The organism is Dietzia psychralcaliphila (assembly GCF_003096095.1).
Classification (GTDB): Bacteria; Actinomycetota; Actinomycetes; order Mycobacteriales; family Mycobacteriaceae; genus Dietzia; species Dietzia psychralcaliphila.
This window is the reverse complement of record NZ_CP015453.1, coordinates 2,657,287-2,675,171: the sequence shown is the minus strand read 5'-3', so window position 1 is coordinate 2,675,171 and position 17,885 is coordinate 2,657,287. Positions and strand designations below refer to the sequence as shown.

16 protein-coding genes are annotated in these 17,885 nt (G+C 70.4%); 9 read left to right on the top strand and 7 right to left on the bottom strand.

Annotated features, from left to right (window positions below; all coding sequences use genetic code 11):
- The first annotated feature begins 41 nt into the window (after positions 1 to 41).
- The 3 genes from A6048_RS12255 to A6048_RS12245 all read left to right on the top strand — a co-directional run bounded on the left by A6048_RS12255 (position 42) and on the right by A6048_RS12245 (position 1,388).
- The gene (locus A6048_RS12255) at positions 42 to 308 is read left to right on the top strand and encodes a metal-sensitive transcriptional regulator (RefSeq protein ID WP_107746374.1); all 267 of its coding nucleotides are present in this window, start codon (positions 42 to 44) and stop codon (positions 306 to 308) included.
- Positions 309 to 373: 65 nt separating this feature from the next.
- On the top strand, positions 374 to 760 hold the full coding sequence (locus A6048_RS12250) for a DUF302 domain-containing protein (RefSeq protein ID WP_107746376.1): 387 nt from the start codon (positions 374 to 376) through the stop codon (positions 758 to 760).
- Between the two features lie 13 nt (positions 761 to 773).
- Entirely contained in the window at positions 774 to 1,388 is a 615-nt protein-coding gene (locus A6048_RS12245) for a DUF1707 SHOCT-like domain-containing protein (protein ID WP_107746378.1), read from the top strand.
- Here A6048_RS12245 and A6048_RS12240 read toward each other — a convergent pair.
- From A6048_RS12240 to A6048_RS12230, 3 genes are read right to left on the bottom strand one after another with little or no spacing between them, the layout of a single operon-like run.
- Entirely contained in the window at positions 1,385 to 1,900 is a 516-nt protein-coding gene (locus A6048_RS12240) for a dihydrofolate reductase (RefSeq protein WP_280523810.1), read from the bottom strand. The genes A6048_RS12245 and A6048_RS12240 overlap by 4 nt on opposite strands.
- 17 nt (positions 1,901 to 1,917) lie before the next feature.
- Complete coding sequence (locus tag A6048_RS12235; protein ID WP_107746380.1) at positions 1,918 to 2,718, bottom strand: thymidylate synthase; 801 nt, start codon at positions 2,716 to 2,718, stop codon at positions 1,918 to 1,920.
- Between the two features lie 10 nt (positions 2,719 to 2,728).
- Complete coding sequence (locus tag A6048_RS12230; protein ID WP_372450572.1) at positions 2,729 to 3,508, bottom strand: inositol monophosphatase family protein; 780 nt, start codon at positions 3,506 to 3,508, stop codon at positions 2,729 to 2,731.
- A gap of 66 nt (positions 3,509 to 3,574) precedes the next feature.
- Between A6048_RS12230 and A6048_RS12225 the strand changes: the two genes are divergently transcribed.
- The 4 genes from A6048_RS12225 (at position 3,575) to A6048_RS12210 (ending at position 11,039) form a co-directional block, all read left to right on the top strand.
- Positions 3,575 to 8,263, top strand: coding sequence for an ATP-dependent helicase (locus tag A6048_RS12225; protein ID WP_107746382.1), 4,689 nt, complete (start codon positions 3,575 to 3,577; stop codon positions 8,261 to 8,263).
- A gap of 25 nt (positions 8,264 to 8,288) precedes the next feature.
- Positions 8,289 to 9,260 carry a cation diffusion facilitator family transporter gene (locus tag A6048_RS12220; protein WP_327494072.1) on the top strand — a complete coding sequence of 324 codons (972 nt, stop codon included), beginning with the start codon at positions 8,289 to 8,291 and terminating at the stop codon, positions 9,258 to 9,260.
- Between the two features lie 151 nt (positions 9,261 to 9,411).
- On the top strand, positions 9,412 to 10,287 hold the full coding sequence (locus A6048_RS12215; protein ID WP_107746387.1) for a DNA-formamidopyrimidine glycosylase family protein: 876 nt from the start codon (positions 9,412 to 9,414) through the stop codon (positions 10,285 to 10,287).
- Complete coding sequence (locus A6048_RS12210; RefSeq protein ID WP_107746389.1) at positions 10,284 to 11,039, top strand: SDR family oxidoreductase; 756 nt, start codon at positions 10,284 to 10,286, stop codon at positions 11,037 to 11,039. Before A6048_RS12215 ends, A6048_RS12210 begins: the two co-directional genes overlap by 4 nt.
- A 49-nt stretch (positions 11,040 to 11,088) precedes the next feature.
- On the opposite strand, the gene A6048_RS12205 is transcribed toward A6048_RS12210, so the two are convergent.
- The 3 genes from A6048_RS12205 to pgi form a co-directional block, all read right to left on the bottom strand.
- Positions 11,089 to 12,780, bottom strand: a complete 1,692-nt coding sequence (locus A6048_RS12205; protein ID WP_107746391.1) for an HNH endonuclease signature motif containing protein — start codon at positions 12,778 to 12,780, stop codon at positions 11,089 to 11,091.
- A 234-nt stretch (positions 12,781 to 13,014) separates the two neighbouring features.
- Positions 13,015 to 13,623 carry a dihydrofolate reductase family protein gene (locus A6048_RS12200; RefSeq protein WP_235027290.1) on the bottom strand — a complete coding sequence of 203 codons (609 nt, stop codon included), beginning with the start codon at positions 13,621 to 13,623 and terminating at the stop codon, positions 13,015 to 13,017.
- Between the two features lie 55 nt (positions 13,624 to 13,678).
- Entirely contained in the window at positions 13,679 to 15,325 is a 1,647-nt protein-coding gene (gene pgi / locus A6048_RS12195; protein WP_107746395.1) for a glucose-6-phosphate isomerase, read from the bottom strand.
- A gap of 126 nt (positions 15,326 to 15,451) precedes the next feature.
- Between pgi and A6048_RS12190 the strand changes: the two genes are divergently transcribed.
- Positions 15,452 to 16,120: a DUF5701 family protein gene (locus A6048_RS12190; protein WP_327494064.1), complete on the top strand. Its 669-nt coding sequence runs from the start codon at positions 15,452 to 15,454 to the stop codon at positions 16,118 to 16,120.
- On the opposite strand, the gene A6048_RS12185 is transcribed toward A6048_RS12190, so the two are convergent.
- A complete protein-coding gene (locus A6048_RS12185) occupies positions 16,091 to 16,369 on the bottom strand; it encodes a chorismate mutase (RefSeq protein ID WP_107746400.1) in 279 nt (92 codons plus the stop codon). The genes A6048_RS12190 and A6048_RS12185 overlap by 30 nt on opposite strands.
- Before the next feature lie 58 nt (positions 16,370 to 16,427).
- Here A6048_RS12185 and A6048_RS12180 point away from each other — a divergent pair, with 58 nt between their 5' ends.
- A complete protein-coding gene (locus A6048_RS12180; protein ID WP_162845656.1) occupies positions 16,428 to 17,852 on the top strand; it encodes an alanine/glycine:cation symporter family protein in 1,425 nt (474 codons plus the stop codon).
- Positions 17,853 to 17,885: the final 33 nt, after the last annotated feature.

Below are 17,885 nucleotides of genomic sequence, written 5' to 3'. Positions count from 1 at the left end.
TGGATCGACACCCGCACAGGCGGAGAGCAGGAGGGCCCGAGATGGCTGACGACGAGGCGAGGACGCAGGTTCTCAACCGACTGCGCCGTGCGCGAGGACAACTCAACGCGGTGATCGACATGGTCGAGCAGGAGCGCCCGTGCAAGGAGGTCGTCACGCAGTTGGCGGCGGTCTCCAAGGCACTGGACCGGGCCGGCTTCAAGATCATCAGCACCAACATCCAGGAGTGCCTGGCCAGTGACGGCGAGACCGGCGAGGACGGCATCACTGTCGCGGAGTTGGAGAAGCTCTTCCTCTCGCTCGCCTGACCACCGGCCGCGGGCGTGGGATGCTGGGCCCAGTCAACACCTGACGAGACACGGAGGACGACGACATGGACGTCGGAATCGGTACGTATACGGCGATGGAATTCGATGAAGCAGTGGAGGCGACCCGCCAGGCGCTCGCCGACCGGGGTTTCGGGATCCTCCACGAGATCGATCTCACCGCGACGCTCAAGACGAAGATCGACAAGGACATCGAGCGCGTCCTGATCCTGGGGGCCTGCAATCCCGGGTTCGCCGGTGATGCGTTCGACGTGAGCAAGGAGGTCGCGCTGCTGCTGCCCTGCAACGTGGTGGTCCGCGAGTCGTCCGGGGGCTGCGTCATCGAGGCGCAGAACCCCGCGCTGCTGGCGCAGGTCATATCGGGCGGTCTCCAGGACATGGCCGACGAGTTGTCCGCACAGATGCGGTCGATGATGAAGGATCTCACCCGCTGAGTAACCTGGGGACATGACCCAGGAGCCGAACACCGACCCGCGGGCCCTCGCCCAGCAGAGACTGGAGGCGATGGTCGGACGGGGCGAGCTGTCCCTCGCCGAGTTCTCGGACCGGGCCGCGAAGATCTGGTCCGCGACCTGCCCCGCAGAACTCGAGGTGGCCCTGAGCGGGTTGCCGATCGGGCTCGCCTCGGCGCCTCGCCCGACCTCGGCACAGCCGCCGGCCATCCGGTCGACCGGGGCGATCACCGTCGACGAGAGCCAGAAGAAGACCTCGGTCTTCGACACGCTCAAGCGGGAGGGTCGCTGGTCCCTGCCGGACGACTACCGGCTGACGTCCTGGATGGGCGAGATCTACCTGGATGCCCGCGAGGCCGTGGTCGATCGCCCGCGCACCCACCTCCAGCTGGACCTCTGGGGCGCCAACGCCAAGATCCTGCTCCCGCCGGGGGTCTCCGTGGCGGTGACCGGCAACCGGACGTGGTCCGAGCTCAAGATCGACGAGGGACGCTACGACGTCCGCGGCGGCCCGCACCTGGACATCGAGATCAACGGGTTCATGGCCGGCGTCAAGATCAAGATCCTGGCCGCGGGGGAGAAGATCCCCAAGACCTGGAAGTGGTTCTAGGAGGTTCGCCGGCGTCGCCACACGGTGTGCCGGTGCCGCACCTCGTCGTCGTACCCGTCGACGCGGCTCCGTGGATCGGTGATCCACTCGCCCACCTCGACCCGCTCCCACGCCTCGTCCAACCCCGGCGCCAGGACGGTCCCGGGGGCGTCCGCATCGATCTCGGTGACCAGACACTCGTCCGCGGCGCCGAGCGCGGCGGCGTAGATCTGCCCGCCGCCCATCACCGCGGCGTCCGGACCGGCCGACTCCAGCGCGCCCTCCACCGACGCCGCACGCTCGGCGCCCTCGGCCGACCACCCTGCGTCCCGGGTGCACACGATGTTGCGGCGACCGGGCAGGGGCCGGAAGCGGGCGGGGATCGAGTCCCAGGTGGCCCGGCCCATCACGACGGGGCGCCCGGTGGTGGCCTGCTTGAAGTACGCCAGGTCCTCGGGGATGTGCCAGGGCATGTCACGACCGTCGCCGATCACCCCGCCGCGGGCCTGCGCCCACACCATCCGGACCGGCACGGTCGTCGTCTCCCGGCTCAGACCGCGACCGGGGCCTTGATGCCCGGGTGATGCTCGTATCCGACCACGTCGAAGTCCTCGAAGCGGTAGTCGAAGACCGAGTCCGCGCGGCGCAGGCGCAGCTCGGGGTAGGGATAGGCCTCGCGGGAGAGCTGCGTCCGGACCTGCTCGACGTGGTTGTCGTAGATATGGCAGTCGCCGCCGGTCCAGACGAACTCACCCACCTCCAGCCCGACCTGCTGCGCCACCATGTGGGTGAGCAGCGAGTAGGAGGCGATGTTGAACGGCACCCCCAGGAAGAGGTCGGCGCTGCGCTGGTAGAGCTGGCAGCTCAGCTTGCCGTCGGCCACGTAGAACTGGAACAGCAGGTGGCAGGGCGGCAGGGCCATGTCCGTCAACTCGCCCACGTTCCACGCCGAGACGATGTTGCGCCGCGAATCGGGGTCGGTGCGCAGCAGGTCCACGGCGTTCGCGATCTGGTCCACGTGCCGGCCGTCGGGGGTGGGCCAGGACCGCCACTGCACGCCGTAGACGGGTCCGAGCTCGCCGCGCTCGTCAGCCCACTCGTCCCAGATGCTCACGCCGTTCTCGCGCAACCAGCCCACGTTGGAGTCGCCGCGCAGGAACCACAGCAGTTCGTAGGCCACCGACTTGAAGTGGACGCGCTTGGTGGTGATCAGCGGGAATCCCGCCGCCAGGTCATAGCGCAGCTGGTGGCCGAACAGGCTCTGCGTGCCCGTTCCCGTGCGGTCGGACTTGGGGGTGCCCTGTTCCAGGACGAGTCGGAGGAGGTCCTCGTACGGGGTGGGGACGGTCATGCCCGGCAGTCTACGTTCGAGTCGCCTGTGCGGCCTGCGCGGCCAGGATCTTCTCGGTGAACTCGGGGCGGCAGATCAGGACGTCCGGGGAGTGGGTGTCGGGCTTGTTGAACACGATCGGTGAGCCGTCGAGGCGGGAGGCGTGCAACCCCGCGGCCAGGGCGACGCCCACCGGCGCGGCCTGGTCCCACTCGTCCTGCCCCCCGGCGTGGAGGTAGACGTCCGCGTCGCCGAGCAGGACCGAGAGCATCTTGGCGCCGGCAGAGCCCATGGGCCGTACCTCCAGACCCACGGCGTCCGCCACCTGTCGCGACCCGGGCGGCGGGTTGTTGCGGCTGATGACCATGGTCCCCGAATGGGGGCCGTCCACGTGGTCGACCTGGTCCGAACGGAAGACGCGTCCCGAGTCGGGGAGCCCGACGGAGGCGACGGTGGGGTGGCCGTCGACGACGAGCGCCACGTGGACCGACCAGTCCGAGCGGCCCGTGGAGAACTCCTTGGTGCCGTCGATGACGTCGATGATCCACACGCGGGACTTCTCGAGCCGACTGAGATCGTCGGAGACCCCCTCGGAGAGGGTGCCGTCGTCCGGACGGTGCACGGCCAGCACCTCGTCGGTCCAGTTCTGCGCGACCTCGTTGGCCACACGGGCGAGCGAGCGTCCGCGGAGCAGCCCCCCGGCGCGCGTGCCCTTGACGATGTCGCCGATCCCGGTGGCGAGGTAGTAGGCCAGGTCGTCGTCGTCGAGGTCGCGCATGCTGTCGCTGTGCATGCTCACAGTCTTGCGCATGCCGACACTCTACGGAGGCGGGGCGTGGTTCGGAACCATGTCGGAGGTGTGCGACATCATGAGTTCATGTCCGACGCACTGGAGCGGTTCCACCCGGCCACAGCCTCGTGGTTCCGTGGGGCATTCGACCGGCCCACCCCCGCGCAGGAGGGGGCGTGGGGGTCCCTCGCGAGCGGCGCCCACACCCTGGTCGTCGCCCCCACCGGTTCGGGAAAGACCCTGTCGGCGTTCCTCGCCTCGATCGACCGGCTGATGCTGGGCGGCGGTGGCGGTGGCGGTGGCGGTGGCGACGGCGCGGGCGAGCCCTCGCCCGGCACCCGCGTCCTCTACATCTCACCCCTCAAGGCGCTGGCCGTGGACGTCGAGCGCAACCTCCGGGCGCCGCTCGCCGGGATCGCGCGGGAGGCCGCGGCCCTCGGGGTGGGGACCGCGGACGTGACCGTGGGGATCCGCACCGGCGACACCCCGACGGACGAGCGCCGCCGCCAGCGCTCCAGGCCACCACACGTGCTGGTCACCACGCCCGAGTCGCTCTTCCTGCTGCTCACCTCCGCCGCGCGAGAGTCACTGGCCACGGTCGACACGGTGATCATCGACGAGATCCACGCGGTGGCCGCCAGCAAGCGCGGCGCTCATCTCGCCCTGAGCCTCGAGCGTCTGGACGACCTGCTGGACACCCCCGCCCAGCGGGTGGGTCTGTCCGCCACCGTCCGGCCGCATTCGGAGGTGGCCCGCTTCCTCGCCGGCGAGCGACCGGTCACCGTGGTGGCGCCCGGATCCGACAAACGCTTCGAGCTCACGGTCCGGGTTCCCGTGGAGGACATGGCGGACCTGTCCTCGGCCGGCTCGGACGTCACGGCGCCGCCCGGCACTCCGGGTGAGGGGTCCATCTGGCCGCACGTCGAGCGGCAGGTGGTGGACCTGATCACGGCGCACCGCTCCACGATCGTCTTCGTCAACTCCCGGCGCCTGGCCGAGCGGCTGACCGCGCGGCTCAACGAGATCTACGCGGAGGACACCGATCCGGGGTCTCTGCCTCCCGCGCCGGCCCGCCCACCCGCGCAGATCATGGTGCCGTCCGAGGTCTCGCGCGGCGCCCCGGCGGAGCTGGCGATGGCCCACCACGGGTCTGTGTCCAAGGAGCGACGGGCGCTCATCGAGGACGCCCTCAAGTCGGGACGCCTGCGCGCGGTGGTGGCCACCTCGTCGCTCGAACTGGGGATCGACATGGGCGCGGTGGACCTGGTGGTGCAGGTCGAGTCGCCCCCGTCGGTGGCCTCGGGGCTCCAGCGTGTCGGCCGTGCCGGACACCAGGTCGGCGAGGTCTCCCGCGCGGCGGTGTTCCCCAAGCACCGCGCCGACCTCCTCCACAGCGCGGTGACCGTGGAGCGGATGATCGACGGCGCGATCGAGTCGATGGCGGTCATCACCAACCCGTTGGACGTCCTCGCGCAGCAGACGGTGGCCGCGTGCGCCCTCGAGCCGATCGACGTGGAGGACTGGTTCGCCGCCGTACGCCGGACCGCCCCGTTCGTCGGTCTGCCGCGGTCGGCGTTCGAGGCGACGCTCGACATGTTGGCGGGCAAGTACCCGTCGGCGGACTTCGCCGAACTCAGGCCGCGGCTCGTGTGGGACCGCGACGCCGGGACCCTGACGGGCCGCCCGGGCGCGCAACGCCTCGCCGTCACCTCGGGCGGCACCATCCCCGACCGCGGCCTGTTCGGCGTGTTCATGGTGGGGGAGAAGGCGACCCGGGTGGGCGAGCTCGACGAGGAGATGGTCTACGAGTCCAGGGTCGGCGACGTGTTCGCCCTCGGTGCGTCGAGTTGGCGGGTCGAGGAGATCACCCACGACCGGGTGCTGGTCACGCCCGCGCCCGGCGGGACGGGACGGCTACCGTTCTGGCTCGGTGACGACCAGGGACGACCCGCCGAACTGGGTCGCGCCCTGGGCGGGTTCCTGCGCGAGGTGGGACACGGGTCCGACGACGAGGTGGGCCCCCGCCTCGCCGCCGCCGGACTCGACGTCAACGCGGTGGTCAACCTGCGTCGCTACCTGGCCGAGCAGCGGGAGGCCACGGGGCACCTCCCCAGCGACACGACCCTGGTGGTGGAGCGGTTCCGCGACGAGGTGGGGGACTGGCGCGTCGTCCTCCACTCGCCGTTCGGCGCCCGCGTGCACTGGCCGTGGGCGGAGGCGGTCCGCGCGCGGCTCGCCGCCGCGCACGGGTTCGACGCGGTCCCGGTGGTGTCCGACGACGGCATCATCCTGCGGGTCCCGGACACGATCGACGACGGCGAGGTGGGCGCCCGCCCGGGAGCCGAGACGTTCGCCCTCAGCGCCGAGGAGGCCGTGGACCTGGTCACCACACACGTGGGCGGATCCGCGCTGTTCGCCTCCAGATTCCGGGAGTGCTCGGCGCGGGCTCTGCTCTTCCCACGGCTGGACCCGGGACGGCGGGCCCCACTGTGGCAGCAGCGGCAGAAGTCGGCGCAGTTGCTCGACGTGGCTCGCCGCTACCCGGATTTCCCCATGATCCTCGAGGCGGTGCGGGAGTGCCTGCAGGACGTGTACGACGTCCCGGCGCTCGAACGGCTGCTGGGCGAGATCGAGTCGCGGACGGTCCGGATCGTGGAAGTGGACACACCGCGTGCGTCGCCGTTCGCCCAGTCCCTGCTCTTCGACTACGTCGGTGCCTTCCTCTACGAGGGCGACTCGCCGCTTGCCGAGAAGCGCGCCGCCGCGCTGGCGATCGACCCCTCCCTGCTCGGTCAACTCCTGGGTCGCGTGGAGCTGCGAGAACTCCTCGACGTCGAGGTGTTGGACTCGATCGAACGTCGGCTCCAGCACCTCGAACCCGAGCGCGCGGCCCGTGACGCCGAGGCCGTGGCCGACCTGCTGCGCCTGCTCGGCCCGCTGACGGTCGAGGAGGTCGCCGAGCGCTCGACGGAGCCGGAGGCAGTACCGGACTGGTTGGCGACACTGGCGCAGTCGTTCCGGGTGGTCACCGTCGAGCACGCCGGCCGGACCTGGTGGGCCGGGGTCGAGGACGTGCCCAGGCTCCGGGACGGGCTGGGGGTGCCGCCGCCGCCCGGAGTCTCCTCGGCCTTCCTCGGCGACGTCGACGACCCACTCGGCGAGCTGATCCGGCGCTACGCCCGCACCCACGGGCCGTTCACAGTGGATGCCCTCGCGGGACGCTTCGGTCTGGGCGTGGCCGTGGCCCGGGGGGTGCTCGCTCGTCTGACCTCGGCCGGGACGCTGCTGGCCGGCGAGTTCCGCCCGGGCGCCTCGGGCCCCGAGTGGTGCGATGCCGAGGTGTTGCGCCACATCCGCCGGCGTTCCCTCGCGGCGCTGCGCAGCCAGATCGAACCGGTCTCGCACACCGCCCTGGCCCGGTTCCTGCCCGCCTGGCAGAACCTGGGCTCCGGCTCCGGATCCGGCGCCGAGTCGGGAGTGGACGGCGTCCTCGCCGTGATCGAACAGCTCGACGGCCTGGCGTTGCCGGCCTCCGCACTCGAACCACTCGTCCTGGCACCCCGAGTGCGTGACTACTCCCCGGCGATGCTCGACGAGTTGCTCGCCGGGGGAGAGGTGATCTGGAGCGGGCGCGGCCGGGCGGGGTCCCGCGACGGCTGGATCTCGCTGCACCCGGCCGAGACCGCCGGCGCGACCCTCCCGCTCGATCGCCCGCAACCGGAGGGGCCTGTCCACCTCGCCGTGGTCGACTCGCTGCGCGGCGGGGCGCTGTTCTTCCGCGACGTGGTCGCGCGGGTGAAGGAGGCGGCCGGAGGCGAGACCCCCGCCGGCACCGAGGCGGTGGTCGCTGAGGTAGTAGTCACCGAGGCCGCCGTCCGCGACGCCCTCTGGGACCTGGTGTGGGACGGCGTGGTCACCAACGACACGCTCGCCCCGTTGCGCGCGGTCCTGGCCGGCGGCGGATCATCGGGCTCGGGCACCGCCCACCGCTCACCGCGATCGTCGGCCCGCCCGCGTCGGGCCCGCCTCGGCCGGTCCTCCATGGCCCAGTTGAACGGGGCGATGGCCGCCGGCACGCGGACGCCGCCCGTGCTGGCCGGGCGCTGGTCGCTGGTGCCGGAACCGGTCACCGACGCGACCCTGCGGGCCCACGCCTGGGCCGAGACACTGCTGCTGCGGCACGGCGTGGTGACCCGGGGCGCGGTCGAGTCGGAGGAGATCCCGGGCGGGTTCGCCGCCGTCTACAAGGTCCTGGCGCAGATGGAGGACTCCGGGCGTTGCCGCCGCGGCTACTTCGTCGACGGTCTCGGCGCCGCCCAGTTCGCCGCCGGCAACACCATCGACCGGCTCCGCGCCTACGACGACACCGCTGACGACGCCCACTGGCCCTCCGGCACCGACGAGCCCGTCGTCCGGGTCCTCGCCGCCACCGACCCGGCCAATCCGTACGGCGCAGCGCTGCCCTGGCCACCAGCCGCAGAGGCCGGAACCGGGCACCGTCCGGGCAGGAAGGCCGGTGCGCTCGTGGTGCTCGTCGACGGGTTGTGCGTTCTGTTCGTCGAACGCGGTGGTCGGACCGTCCTCGTGCTCGACGACCGCCCGGAGGCCGTGCCGCTCGCGGCGTCCGCGCTGGCCGCGGTCGTGCGATCCGGGGGCGTCGGCCCGCTCACCGTCACCACCATTGCCGGCGAACCCGTCCACACCTCGCCCGTCGCCGCTGCCTTCGAGACCGCCGGATTCGGGGCCACTCCCAAGGGGTTGCGCATCCGGCGTTGAGGCACGCCTCCCCATGAGTTAAAGTATGCGCATCAATGCATATATAAGGGGGGTTGGAATGGGTGCAGGACACGCTCACGGGGGTCACACGCACGGCCCCGCCCACGCCCGACCGGCCGGTCACGCCGGAGCGCGTTACCGGGTCAGGCTGGCGTGCGCGTTTGTCCTGACCGCGATGTTCTTCGTGGTCGAGCTGATCGCGGGCCTCATCTCCGGTTCACTCGCACTGCTCTCCGACGCGGGCCACATGGCGGCCGACGTGGTGGCGCTGGGTGCGGCGCTGCTGGCGACGATGGTCGCGTCGCGACCGGACCACTCCGGCCGACGCACGTTCGGCCACTACCGCGTCGAGATCTTCGCCTCCGGCCTGGCGGTGCTCATCATGCTCGGCATGGGCGTGTACGTCCTGGTCGAGGCGATCAGCCGGTTCGGGTCAGATGCCCCCGTCGCCACCGGCACCATGCTGCTCGTCGGCGCGCTCGGTCTGGTCGTCAACGTCATCTCACTGCTCCTGCTGCGCAGCGGGTCCTCTGAGAGTCTCGCAGTCCGGGGGGCGTACCTCGAGGTCGTCGCCGACGCGGCCGGTTCGGTCGGGGTGATCGCGGCCGCGCTGCTCATCCGGGCCACTGACTCGACTGTGTGGGACCTCGTGGTGGCAGTGGCGATCGCCGTGTTCATCGTCGTCCGCGCGGTGATGCTCGGCAGGCAGGTCGTCACGGTGCTCGCCCAGCACGCGCCCGCCGGGGTCGACCCCGCAGAGGTGGAGTCCAAACTCGCATCGTTGACCGGCGTCGAGGAGGTGCACGACCTGCACCTGTGGACCCTGACCTCAGGGATGGACGTGGGCACCGTCCACCTCGTGGTCGGCCCCGGGGCGACCCATTCCGACATCCTCGACGAGGCCCGACGTGTCCTGCGCGAGGGCCACGGCATCGAGCACGCGACCGTGCAGATCGAGACCGCCGACCACGCGGGTTGCCACGAACTCGGTTGGTGAGGTTGGCCGGGTGGGACTGGATTGCCGGGTGGACCCGACAGCCCTGTTCGACTCAGGGCACCATGGTGCCCATACTCGGCTGGCGGACGGAGTAGTCAGCACAGACGGAGTAGTCAGCACAGACAGAATAGTCAGCGCAGAGGAGTCAACGGTGCCGGAAGGCGATTCCGTCCACAGGGCGGCCGCACGGGTCCACCAGGCGCTGGGCGGGCGGACCCTGGACAGGACCGAACTCCGGGTCCCCAGGTTCGCGGCCGTCGATCTGCGCGGCAGGACAGTGGTGGCTGCCCGGTCTCGGGGAAAGCACCTCTTCGTCGTAGTCGGCCCTGACGCGGAGGGGCGAGACCCCGTCACCCTGCACATCCACCTGAAGATGGAGGGCCGCATCCACGTCCACCGCGCGGGGGAGCGGTGGCGGTTCCCCGCGCACACCGTCCGGATGGTCCTGCGCGCCGGCGACGTGGAGGTGGTGGGCACCGAGCTGGGGCTGCTGCGCGCGCTGGGGCCGACCGAGGCCGACCGGGCGGTCGACCACCTCGGTCCCGACCTGTTGGGTCAGGACTGGGACGCGGACGCCAGCGTCGCGGAGGTGGTGCGGCGGATCGGGGAGCGGCCGTCCCGGACGATCGGGGAGGCCTTGTTGGACCAACGCAATCTCGCGGGCATCGGCACCGTGTACCGCGCCGAACTGTGCTTTCTGCGGGGCCTCGACCCGCGCGAGCCGGTCGGGGCGGTGCCGGATCTGCGCGCCGTGGTCGTGCTGGCCCGTCGGCTGCTGGTCGCCAACGCCGAACGCACGGTCCGCGTGACCACCGGTGATACCCGACGGGGGCGAGAGTTGTGGGTCTACGGGAGGGACGGCAAGCCGTGCCGCAGGTGCGGGACCGAGGTGGAGACGTTCCGGCTGGGTGGTCTCGCCGACCCGGACGAGCCGAGCGATTCGCTCGATCGCATCGCCTACCGCTGCCCGTCGTGCCAGCCGGCGCGTGCCACACTGGGGCCATCGCCAACGGAGGAGAACCTGTGACCGACCGCAACACGATCCTGATCACCGGCGCCAGCGCGGGTCTCGGCGAGGGTATGGCCCGTCGCTGGGCTGCGCAGGGCAAGGATCTGGCGCTCTGCGCCCGTCGTCTGGAGCGACTCCAGGAACTCCGCGCCGAGCTCCTGGCGGCCAACCCGTCGATCACGGTGGCGGTCCGCGAGCTCGACGTGGCCGACGGCGACGCGGTGGAGCGGGTCTTCGGTGAGCTCGACGCGGAACTCGGCGGGATCGACCGCTTTGTCCTCAACGCCGGCCTGGGCAAGGGGGCGTCCATCGGTACGGGCAAGGCGCACGCCAACCGGGAGACCGCGATGGTCAACGTGGTGGGCACGCTGAACCAGGCCGAGGCCGCGATGGAGCTGATGCACTCCCGGGGTGAGGGACACCTGGTATTCATCTCGTCGGTGAGCTCGCTGCGTGGCATGCCCAAGGCCCAGAACACCTACGGCGCCACCAAGGCGTTCGTCTCCTCGCTGGCGCAGGGTCTGCACGCCGAGCTCGACAGCTCCGGCAGCCGCATCAAGGTCACCGACATCCTTCCCGGGTACATCCGCACCGACATCAACCGGTCGGTCAAGACGTCGCTGATGACCGAGTTCGACGAGGGGGTCGACGCCCTGGTCAAGACGATCGACGCCGAGCCCACCCGTGCGCTCGTCCCGGCCAAGCCCTGGAAGGCGATCGGCCCGTTGCTGACGCTGCTGCCAGAGAAGGTCAGCCGCAGGTTCGTCTGACCGGGGCTCCCGGCCCGCCCTGGACGGGAGGGTGGATCGGGAGAGTGGGTCAGAAGGGCGGCGGATCGAGGATGTCGTCGAGCAGGGCCCGGACGTCCAGCTCCACTTTGCTGGTGACGGGTGCGTTGCGCTGCCACCAGCGGCTGTGAGCGGCGGGTCGGGTGTCGTCCGGTCCGGTGGCCGGGCCTGTGGCGGTGCCGGTGGTGCGGGCGCGTTCGGTGTTCAGGCGGCTGGCACGGCGGGTCCAGTAGGTGGGCTCCGAGCGGGTGTCACCGCTCGTGGTGGTCGGGTCCGGGTTGCGCTGTTGTTGTCTGTCCCAGGCGCGGGATTCGTTGCGGGCGTGTTCGCGGCGGTAGGCCCCGAGCGGCCCGGATGGTCGGGTCATCATGGTGGCCCCGTCAGGCGTGATGACGGTGAGGCTGCCATCGGGTTGCAGGTCGTAGATCCAGTCGGAGAACGTCTTGAACCGGTGATGTCGTCGACACAGACACATCAGGTTGCACTCTTCGGTGGGCCCGCCCCGTGCGGGGTCGGCGTGGTCGAAGGGCCGGACGTGATCGATGTCGCAGTCATCGGCCGGTACGGCGCAGCCGGGATGGCGACAGGTGCCGTCGCGCAGCCTGATGCGGCGGGCCAACTCGGCGCTCGGCCGGTACTTCAGGGCGCGGCGGGCGTCGTCGGCCGCGCCGACACGGGGGTCGACCTTCTCGAAGCTGGCCCCGTCGCTGGTGACCAGCATGTCCAGCAGTGCCTGCAGCGCGGCCTGGCCGGTACGGGTGAACTCCACCTGCGCCCCACAGTCATCACCGGTGCCGTCGCCGGCGCCGTCACCGCTGTTGCCGGGTGCGATGACGGTGACCTTGGGCCGCAGTGGCGCCGGCGGCTGGCCCGGGCTTCCGGGGTGGAGGCTGTCGCCGCACACCAGGGACAACAGGGCATCGGCGCGGCGTTCGGCCTTGGAGTAGTGGCAGCCCAGGTCCGGGGGCGTCTCGCCGGCGGCCTCAGCTGCGGCGGCGTGTGCGGCGGCCGCGTCGGCGTCGGCGGCGGCGTGTTCGGCAGCGCGTTGGTCGATCGCTTCGGCCAGGACGGCGGCTTCTTCGGTGGCCAGGGTGGCCGACAGCGTTGACATGCCGTCGGCACCCTTGTTGATGCGCACGCCGCGAGCGCGACTGGCGTCCTCTTTGCGGCGGCGGATGCCGTCGGCGTCGTAGCGAGCGATGATCGAGTCCACCGCATCGCGTATCGCCTGTGCTCCGAGGCGTTCGCCGGCTTCCGACGCGGCCAGGTAGTCGTCGACCACTCCCTGTTGCACCAGCGGAAGGACTTCGGGGTCGACGGTGGCCATCTGGCGGGCCAGCAGTTCCGCGGCCCGCTGGTCCATCCGCCCCGCGGCCAGGGCTGCGAGGATCGCGGGGTAGCGCTGGTGCAGGTCTGCGGCGAAGGAGACCATGGATTCTGCGCGCAGCGTGGAGACGGCCATCGCCGCCACCACATACCCGGTGGCCACGTCGAACGGGTCGACCACCGAATGGCCGGGCCGCGATTCATGGCCGGCGCCGGCTTCGTCGCGGCGCACGCACTCTCGCAGTAGTTCGTAGCAGGCCGACAGTCGTTGAGCGGAGGCACGATTCTCCGCCGCCCATCCGGCACGAGCCGCTGCGGTCAGGCCGGTCAACGGATCGACTGCAGAGGTGCCGTCAGCAGAGGTGCCGTCAACAGAGTCACCGCCGCTCTCGTTCATGCCCCACCTCCGCGCGCTGGTACCACTGACAACAAGTCGAACTTGTGTTCTATGATACGCACACACATTCGAACACGCAATAGCTAGTTGGTGACCGCGCAGCCGCGTGACCGCGCAGCCGCGCAGCCGCGTGACCGCGTGACCGCGTGTCCGCCACTGCCGGCGGACGAGCGGCCAGGTGTGACGCCGGGAGCGGCCAGGTGTGACGCCAGGAGCGGCCCGTGTGATGCCCGGCTAGGTCGAGACGCGGGGTTCGGGGCCCACCACGTCGAAGAGCATCGCCGTGAACTGGCCGTGGGTCTCGATCTTCTGACGGTGGAGACGGAGTCGGCGGGGCAGCAGGGGGCGCCCGGAACCGAGGACGACCGGGCACTGGTGGACCCACACCTGGTCCAGTAGGCCGTGGTCGGCGAACTGGCCGGCGAGGTCACCGCCCCCGACTATCCAGACGTCCTTGCCGTCGGCGGCGTCTACGAGGAGTGGGTGCAGGTCGGTCACGTCACCGGAGAAGAACTCGACGCCCTCGACAGGGGCGGGATCGCGGTGGGTGACGATCCAGCTCGGCTCCGTGTACGGCCAGACGAACGGTGTGCCGTCCTTGGTCAGGTCGCGGCGGACCCATTCGAAGGTGTTGATGCCGCAGACGATCGATCCGACGCCGGCGTAGAAGCGGTCGAAATGGAGATCGGGTAGGGAGGGATCCGGCTCGGTCGGCGTGTAGCCCGCGGGATCGGCGTCACCGGAGGTCGCGAACAGCCAGGAGAGGCTCTCCTCGTCGTCGGCGATGTACCCGTCCAGGCTGGTGGCGGTGCAGAAGATCGTGGCCATGGTCAAGAATCGCACGACACCGTGACCCCGCGCGAGGGGTGACGGGCCTGGTGCGAGAAGGGGGAGCGGGTCAGCGGCGGCCGCGTGCCTCGCGGTAGATCTCGACGAGTGAATCCGTCGAGGAATCGAAGCCGTCCCCGGGGTGCTTCTCCGCGGTCAGGGCCCTCAGTAGCTCACCGGCCTGCGCCTTGCCCAGCTCGACCCCCCACTGGTCGAAAGCGTTGATGCCCAGCACGGCGGCCTGGACGAACACCACGTGCTCGTAGAGCGCGATGAGCTGCCCGAGCACTCCGGGCGAGAGCGACGGCGCGAGGATCGTGGTGGACGGCCGGTTCCCGGGCATCACCTTGTGCGGCGCGATCGCGGGGTCGACGCCCTCCGCGAGCACCTCGTCCTCCGTCTTGCCGAACGCCAGCACACGGGACTGCGCGAACAGGTTGGCCACGAGCATGTCGTGCATCGATCCGCCGCCGTCGGCAGTGGGCAGATCCGCGACCGGACGGGCGACGCCGATGAAGTCCACCGGGACGAGCTGGGTGCCCTGGTGCAGGAGCTGGAAGAAGGCGTGCTGGCCGTTGGTGCCGGGTTCGCCCCAGTAGACCTCGCCGGTGGGGTAGGAGACGTCGGAGCCGTCGAGTCGCACCGACTTGCCGAGGGACTCCATGGTGAGTTGCTGCAGGTAGGCGGGGAATCGTAGGAGGCCCTGGGCGTACGGGATCACGGCCTTGGACTGAGCCCCGAGGAAGCAGGTGTACCAGATGCCGAGCAGGGCCATGAGAACCGGCGCGTTGTGCTCGGGGGCCTCGGTGGCGAAGTGCAGGTCCATGGTGTGGAAACCCTCGAGCAGCTCCACGAACGCCGGCGGGCCCACCGTGATCATCACCGACAGGCCGATCGCCGACGACACCGAGTACCGGCCCCCGACCCAGTCCCAGAACTCGAACATGTTGTCCGCCGCGATCCCGAAGTCGGCCACCTTCTCGGTGGCGGTGGACACCGCCACGAAGTGGGAGGCGATCGCCTCCTCCGACCCCAGGGTCTCGACGAAGTGCCGCCGCGCCGCGTGGGCGTTGGCCATGGTCTCCTGCGTGGTGAAGGTCTTGGAGGCGACGACCACCAGGGTGGTCGCGGGGTCGATCTCCGCGAGCACGGTCGAGAGGTCTGCGGGGTCCACGTTGGAGACGTAGCGCGCGGTGATACCGGCGGTCTGCAGATGGTGCAGTGCCCTGTCGACCATCACGGGCCCCAGGTCGGAGCCACCGATGCCGATGTTGACCACCGTGTCGATCCGCGCCCCCGTGTGCCCCGTCCACTCACCGGAACGGACGCAGTCGGCGAAGTCGGCCATGCGGGTGAGTACCGCGTGGACGTCGGCCACCACGTCGCGCCCGTCGACGACGAGCTCGGCCTCCGCCGGGAGACGGAGCGCGGTGTGGAGGACGGATCGGTCCTCGGTGGTGTTGATGCGGTCGCCCCGGAACATCGCGGCCCGCTGCGCCGGCAACTTCGCGGCGTGGGCCAGGTCGGTCAGGGCGGTCATGACGTCATCGGTGACCAGGTGCTTGGACAGATCGACGTGCAGATCGCCTGCGGTGACGGACATCCGCCGACCCCGCTCCGGGTCGGCGGCGAACAGTTCGCGGAGGGTCACCTCACCGATCGCCGGTACGAGGTTCTCGATCGCCGTCCACTGCCGTGTGGTGCTGATGTCCGTCATCACTGCTCCTGCCCAGAGTTGCCGCCCGGGGATCGCCCGCCGTCTGTCTGCGAGGTTAGTCGGGAATACGGGGGCCCCGCCGCCCGTTTCAGACACGTGACCCCCATGATTCATCCGGAACCGTCCGTGTCAGCCCAGGCCGAACGGCTGGTCGAGCTGGGAGTGCCGGAGCTCGGCGGGATCACCGCCGGGCAACTCCGAGAGCACGCGGCCGCACTCCGAGGAGCTGCGCTCCCGGCTGATCCGGGCGCGGGCCGGCCGGTGCTCGCCGTCCATCCGTCTTTTGTGTCCACCGCCCGACTCACGCCCCTGCTGAGCCGCGGGGGGAGAGCCGGCTTCGTCGTCGTCGACATGTCCGACCTGGACGAGTTCACACCCACCGACGACGTCCGCCTGCCGGACGCCCCGCTCTATCTGGTGGGGGACGTGACACGCGACGACGACATGCTGGGCTGGACGCCGACCGACGCCCACGCCGAGCTCGCCCGACGGGGCCGGACCCCCCTCACGATCTCCGAGGGGGTGAGCTGGTTACTCCAGGAGCCCGAGATGCTTGAGCCCGGGAAGTGCTTCATGTGCATCGGTTCGCGCAAGCGGAAGACCGACGGTGGGCTGGATTCCCGGACTCCCGCGCTGTGGATCAGTGGCGGGACGGGCCGCGACGGCCGGGAGAACAGGGGCGCACCGAAGCTGGGTTGGTGCTGGGCGAACAACCACCACACGTGGCTCGGGTTCGCCTCCGCGGCCGGCCGCGTCTGTCGGGACTCAGCCCAGGCGGCCACGGCCGAGGCGTAGGAGCATGCCCGCGAGGGTCTGTCCCTCCTGGCCGAGTGAGGAGAAGCGCTCGTAGACCTTGAGCTCGCGGGTGTGGACGAGCTTGGTGCCGCCGGACTGCATGCGCGTGCGTCCGATGCGCTTCGAGATCTCGCTGCGGCGGACGATCGCGTCCAGGATCTCGGCGTCCAACCGGTCGATCTCCAGACGCAGTTCCTGGATCTGGGCCTCGGACAGCGGATCGTCTGTGCCGGCGGGGTCGGTGTTCATACCGGGATTATCCCACTCCCTTCCACGGAGGCCGCAGTACCGTCTAGTGTTTCCGCCCGTGGAGAACTTGAACACGCTTCTCGCGGACATCGGATCCGTGATCTGGGGACCGTTCGTCCTCATCCCGCTGCTCCTCGGCACCGGCCTATTCCTCACCATCCGGCTGCGCGCGCTGCAGTTCCGCAAGCTGGGCCCCGCGCTCAACCTCGGGCTGGTGCGGCGGAAGGACGACGGCGGGACGGGTGACATCACCCAGTACCAGGCGCTGACCACCGCGCTCGCCGCGACGGTCGGCGTGGGCAACATCGTCGGTGTGGCGACGGCGATCTCGCTGGGCGGTCCGGGCGCGCTCTTCTGGATGTGGGTCACCGCGCTCGTGGGGATGGCCTCCAAGTACTCGGAGGCCTTCCTGGGTGTGCGCTACCGCGTCACCGACGCGCGTGGCGAGCAGTCCGGTGGTCCGCAGTACTACCTCCACCGGGGGTTCGCCGAGCTGTTCGGGAAGACCGGCGGTCGGGTGGGACTGGTCCTGTCGCTCGTCTTTGCGGTGTTCGCCGTCCTGGCGAGCTTCGGCATCGGCAACATGACGCAGGGCAACGCGGTGGCGGCACAGCTGGACAACTCGTTCGGGGTCCCGCACGTGGTCACCGGCATCCTGATGTTCGTCCTGACCGGCGCGGTCCTGCTCGGTGGAATCAAGGCGATCGGCCGGGTCACGGCGGGGTTCGTGCCGCTGATGATCGTGCTGTACCTGCTCGGCGGAATGGTCGTCCTGGTGCTCAACGCCGACGCGATCCCCAGTGCCTTCGGCCAGATCTTCTCCGAGGCCTTCACCGGGACATCCGCGGTCGGCGGCTTCGCCGGCGCCGCGATCCTGTACGCCATCCAGATGGGTGTCGCGCGGGGCATCTTCTCCAACGAGTCCGGTATGGGCTCGGCGGCCATCGCGGCCGCAGCGGCCAAGACCACCCACCCGACCCGTCAGGGCCTGGTGTCCATGACCCAGACGTTCATCGACACCATCATCGTCGTCACCTTCACCGGACTGGTGATCGTGACCTCCGGCGTGTGGCAGCGGGGCAGTGACTCGGCGGGGACCATGACCGCCGATGCGTTCGCCGAGGCGATGCCGTACGGCGACAAGCTGGTGGCGGTGGCGATCGCGTTCTTCGCCTTCTCGACGATCCTCGGCTGGTCGTACTACGGCGAGCGTTGTGTCGAGCGACTCGTGGGTGCCGGAGGCGTCATCCCCTACCGGATGATCTTCACGTGCGTGGTGTTCGTGGGTGCGGTCACCGAGCTCGAGGTGGTGTGGAACTTCGCGGACGTGATGAACGGTCTGATGGCCATCCCCAACCTCATCGGCCTCCTGGTCCTCTCCGGCCTCATCGTCCGCGAGACGCGGTACTACCTGGACAACGATCCGACTCTGACGGCGACGGCGGCGCAGGTCGAGGAGTTCATGGGGGACCGCCAACGCTGAAGCCGGGGTGTCGGACCGGGTGGGTAGATTGGA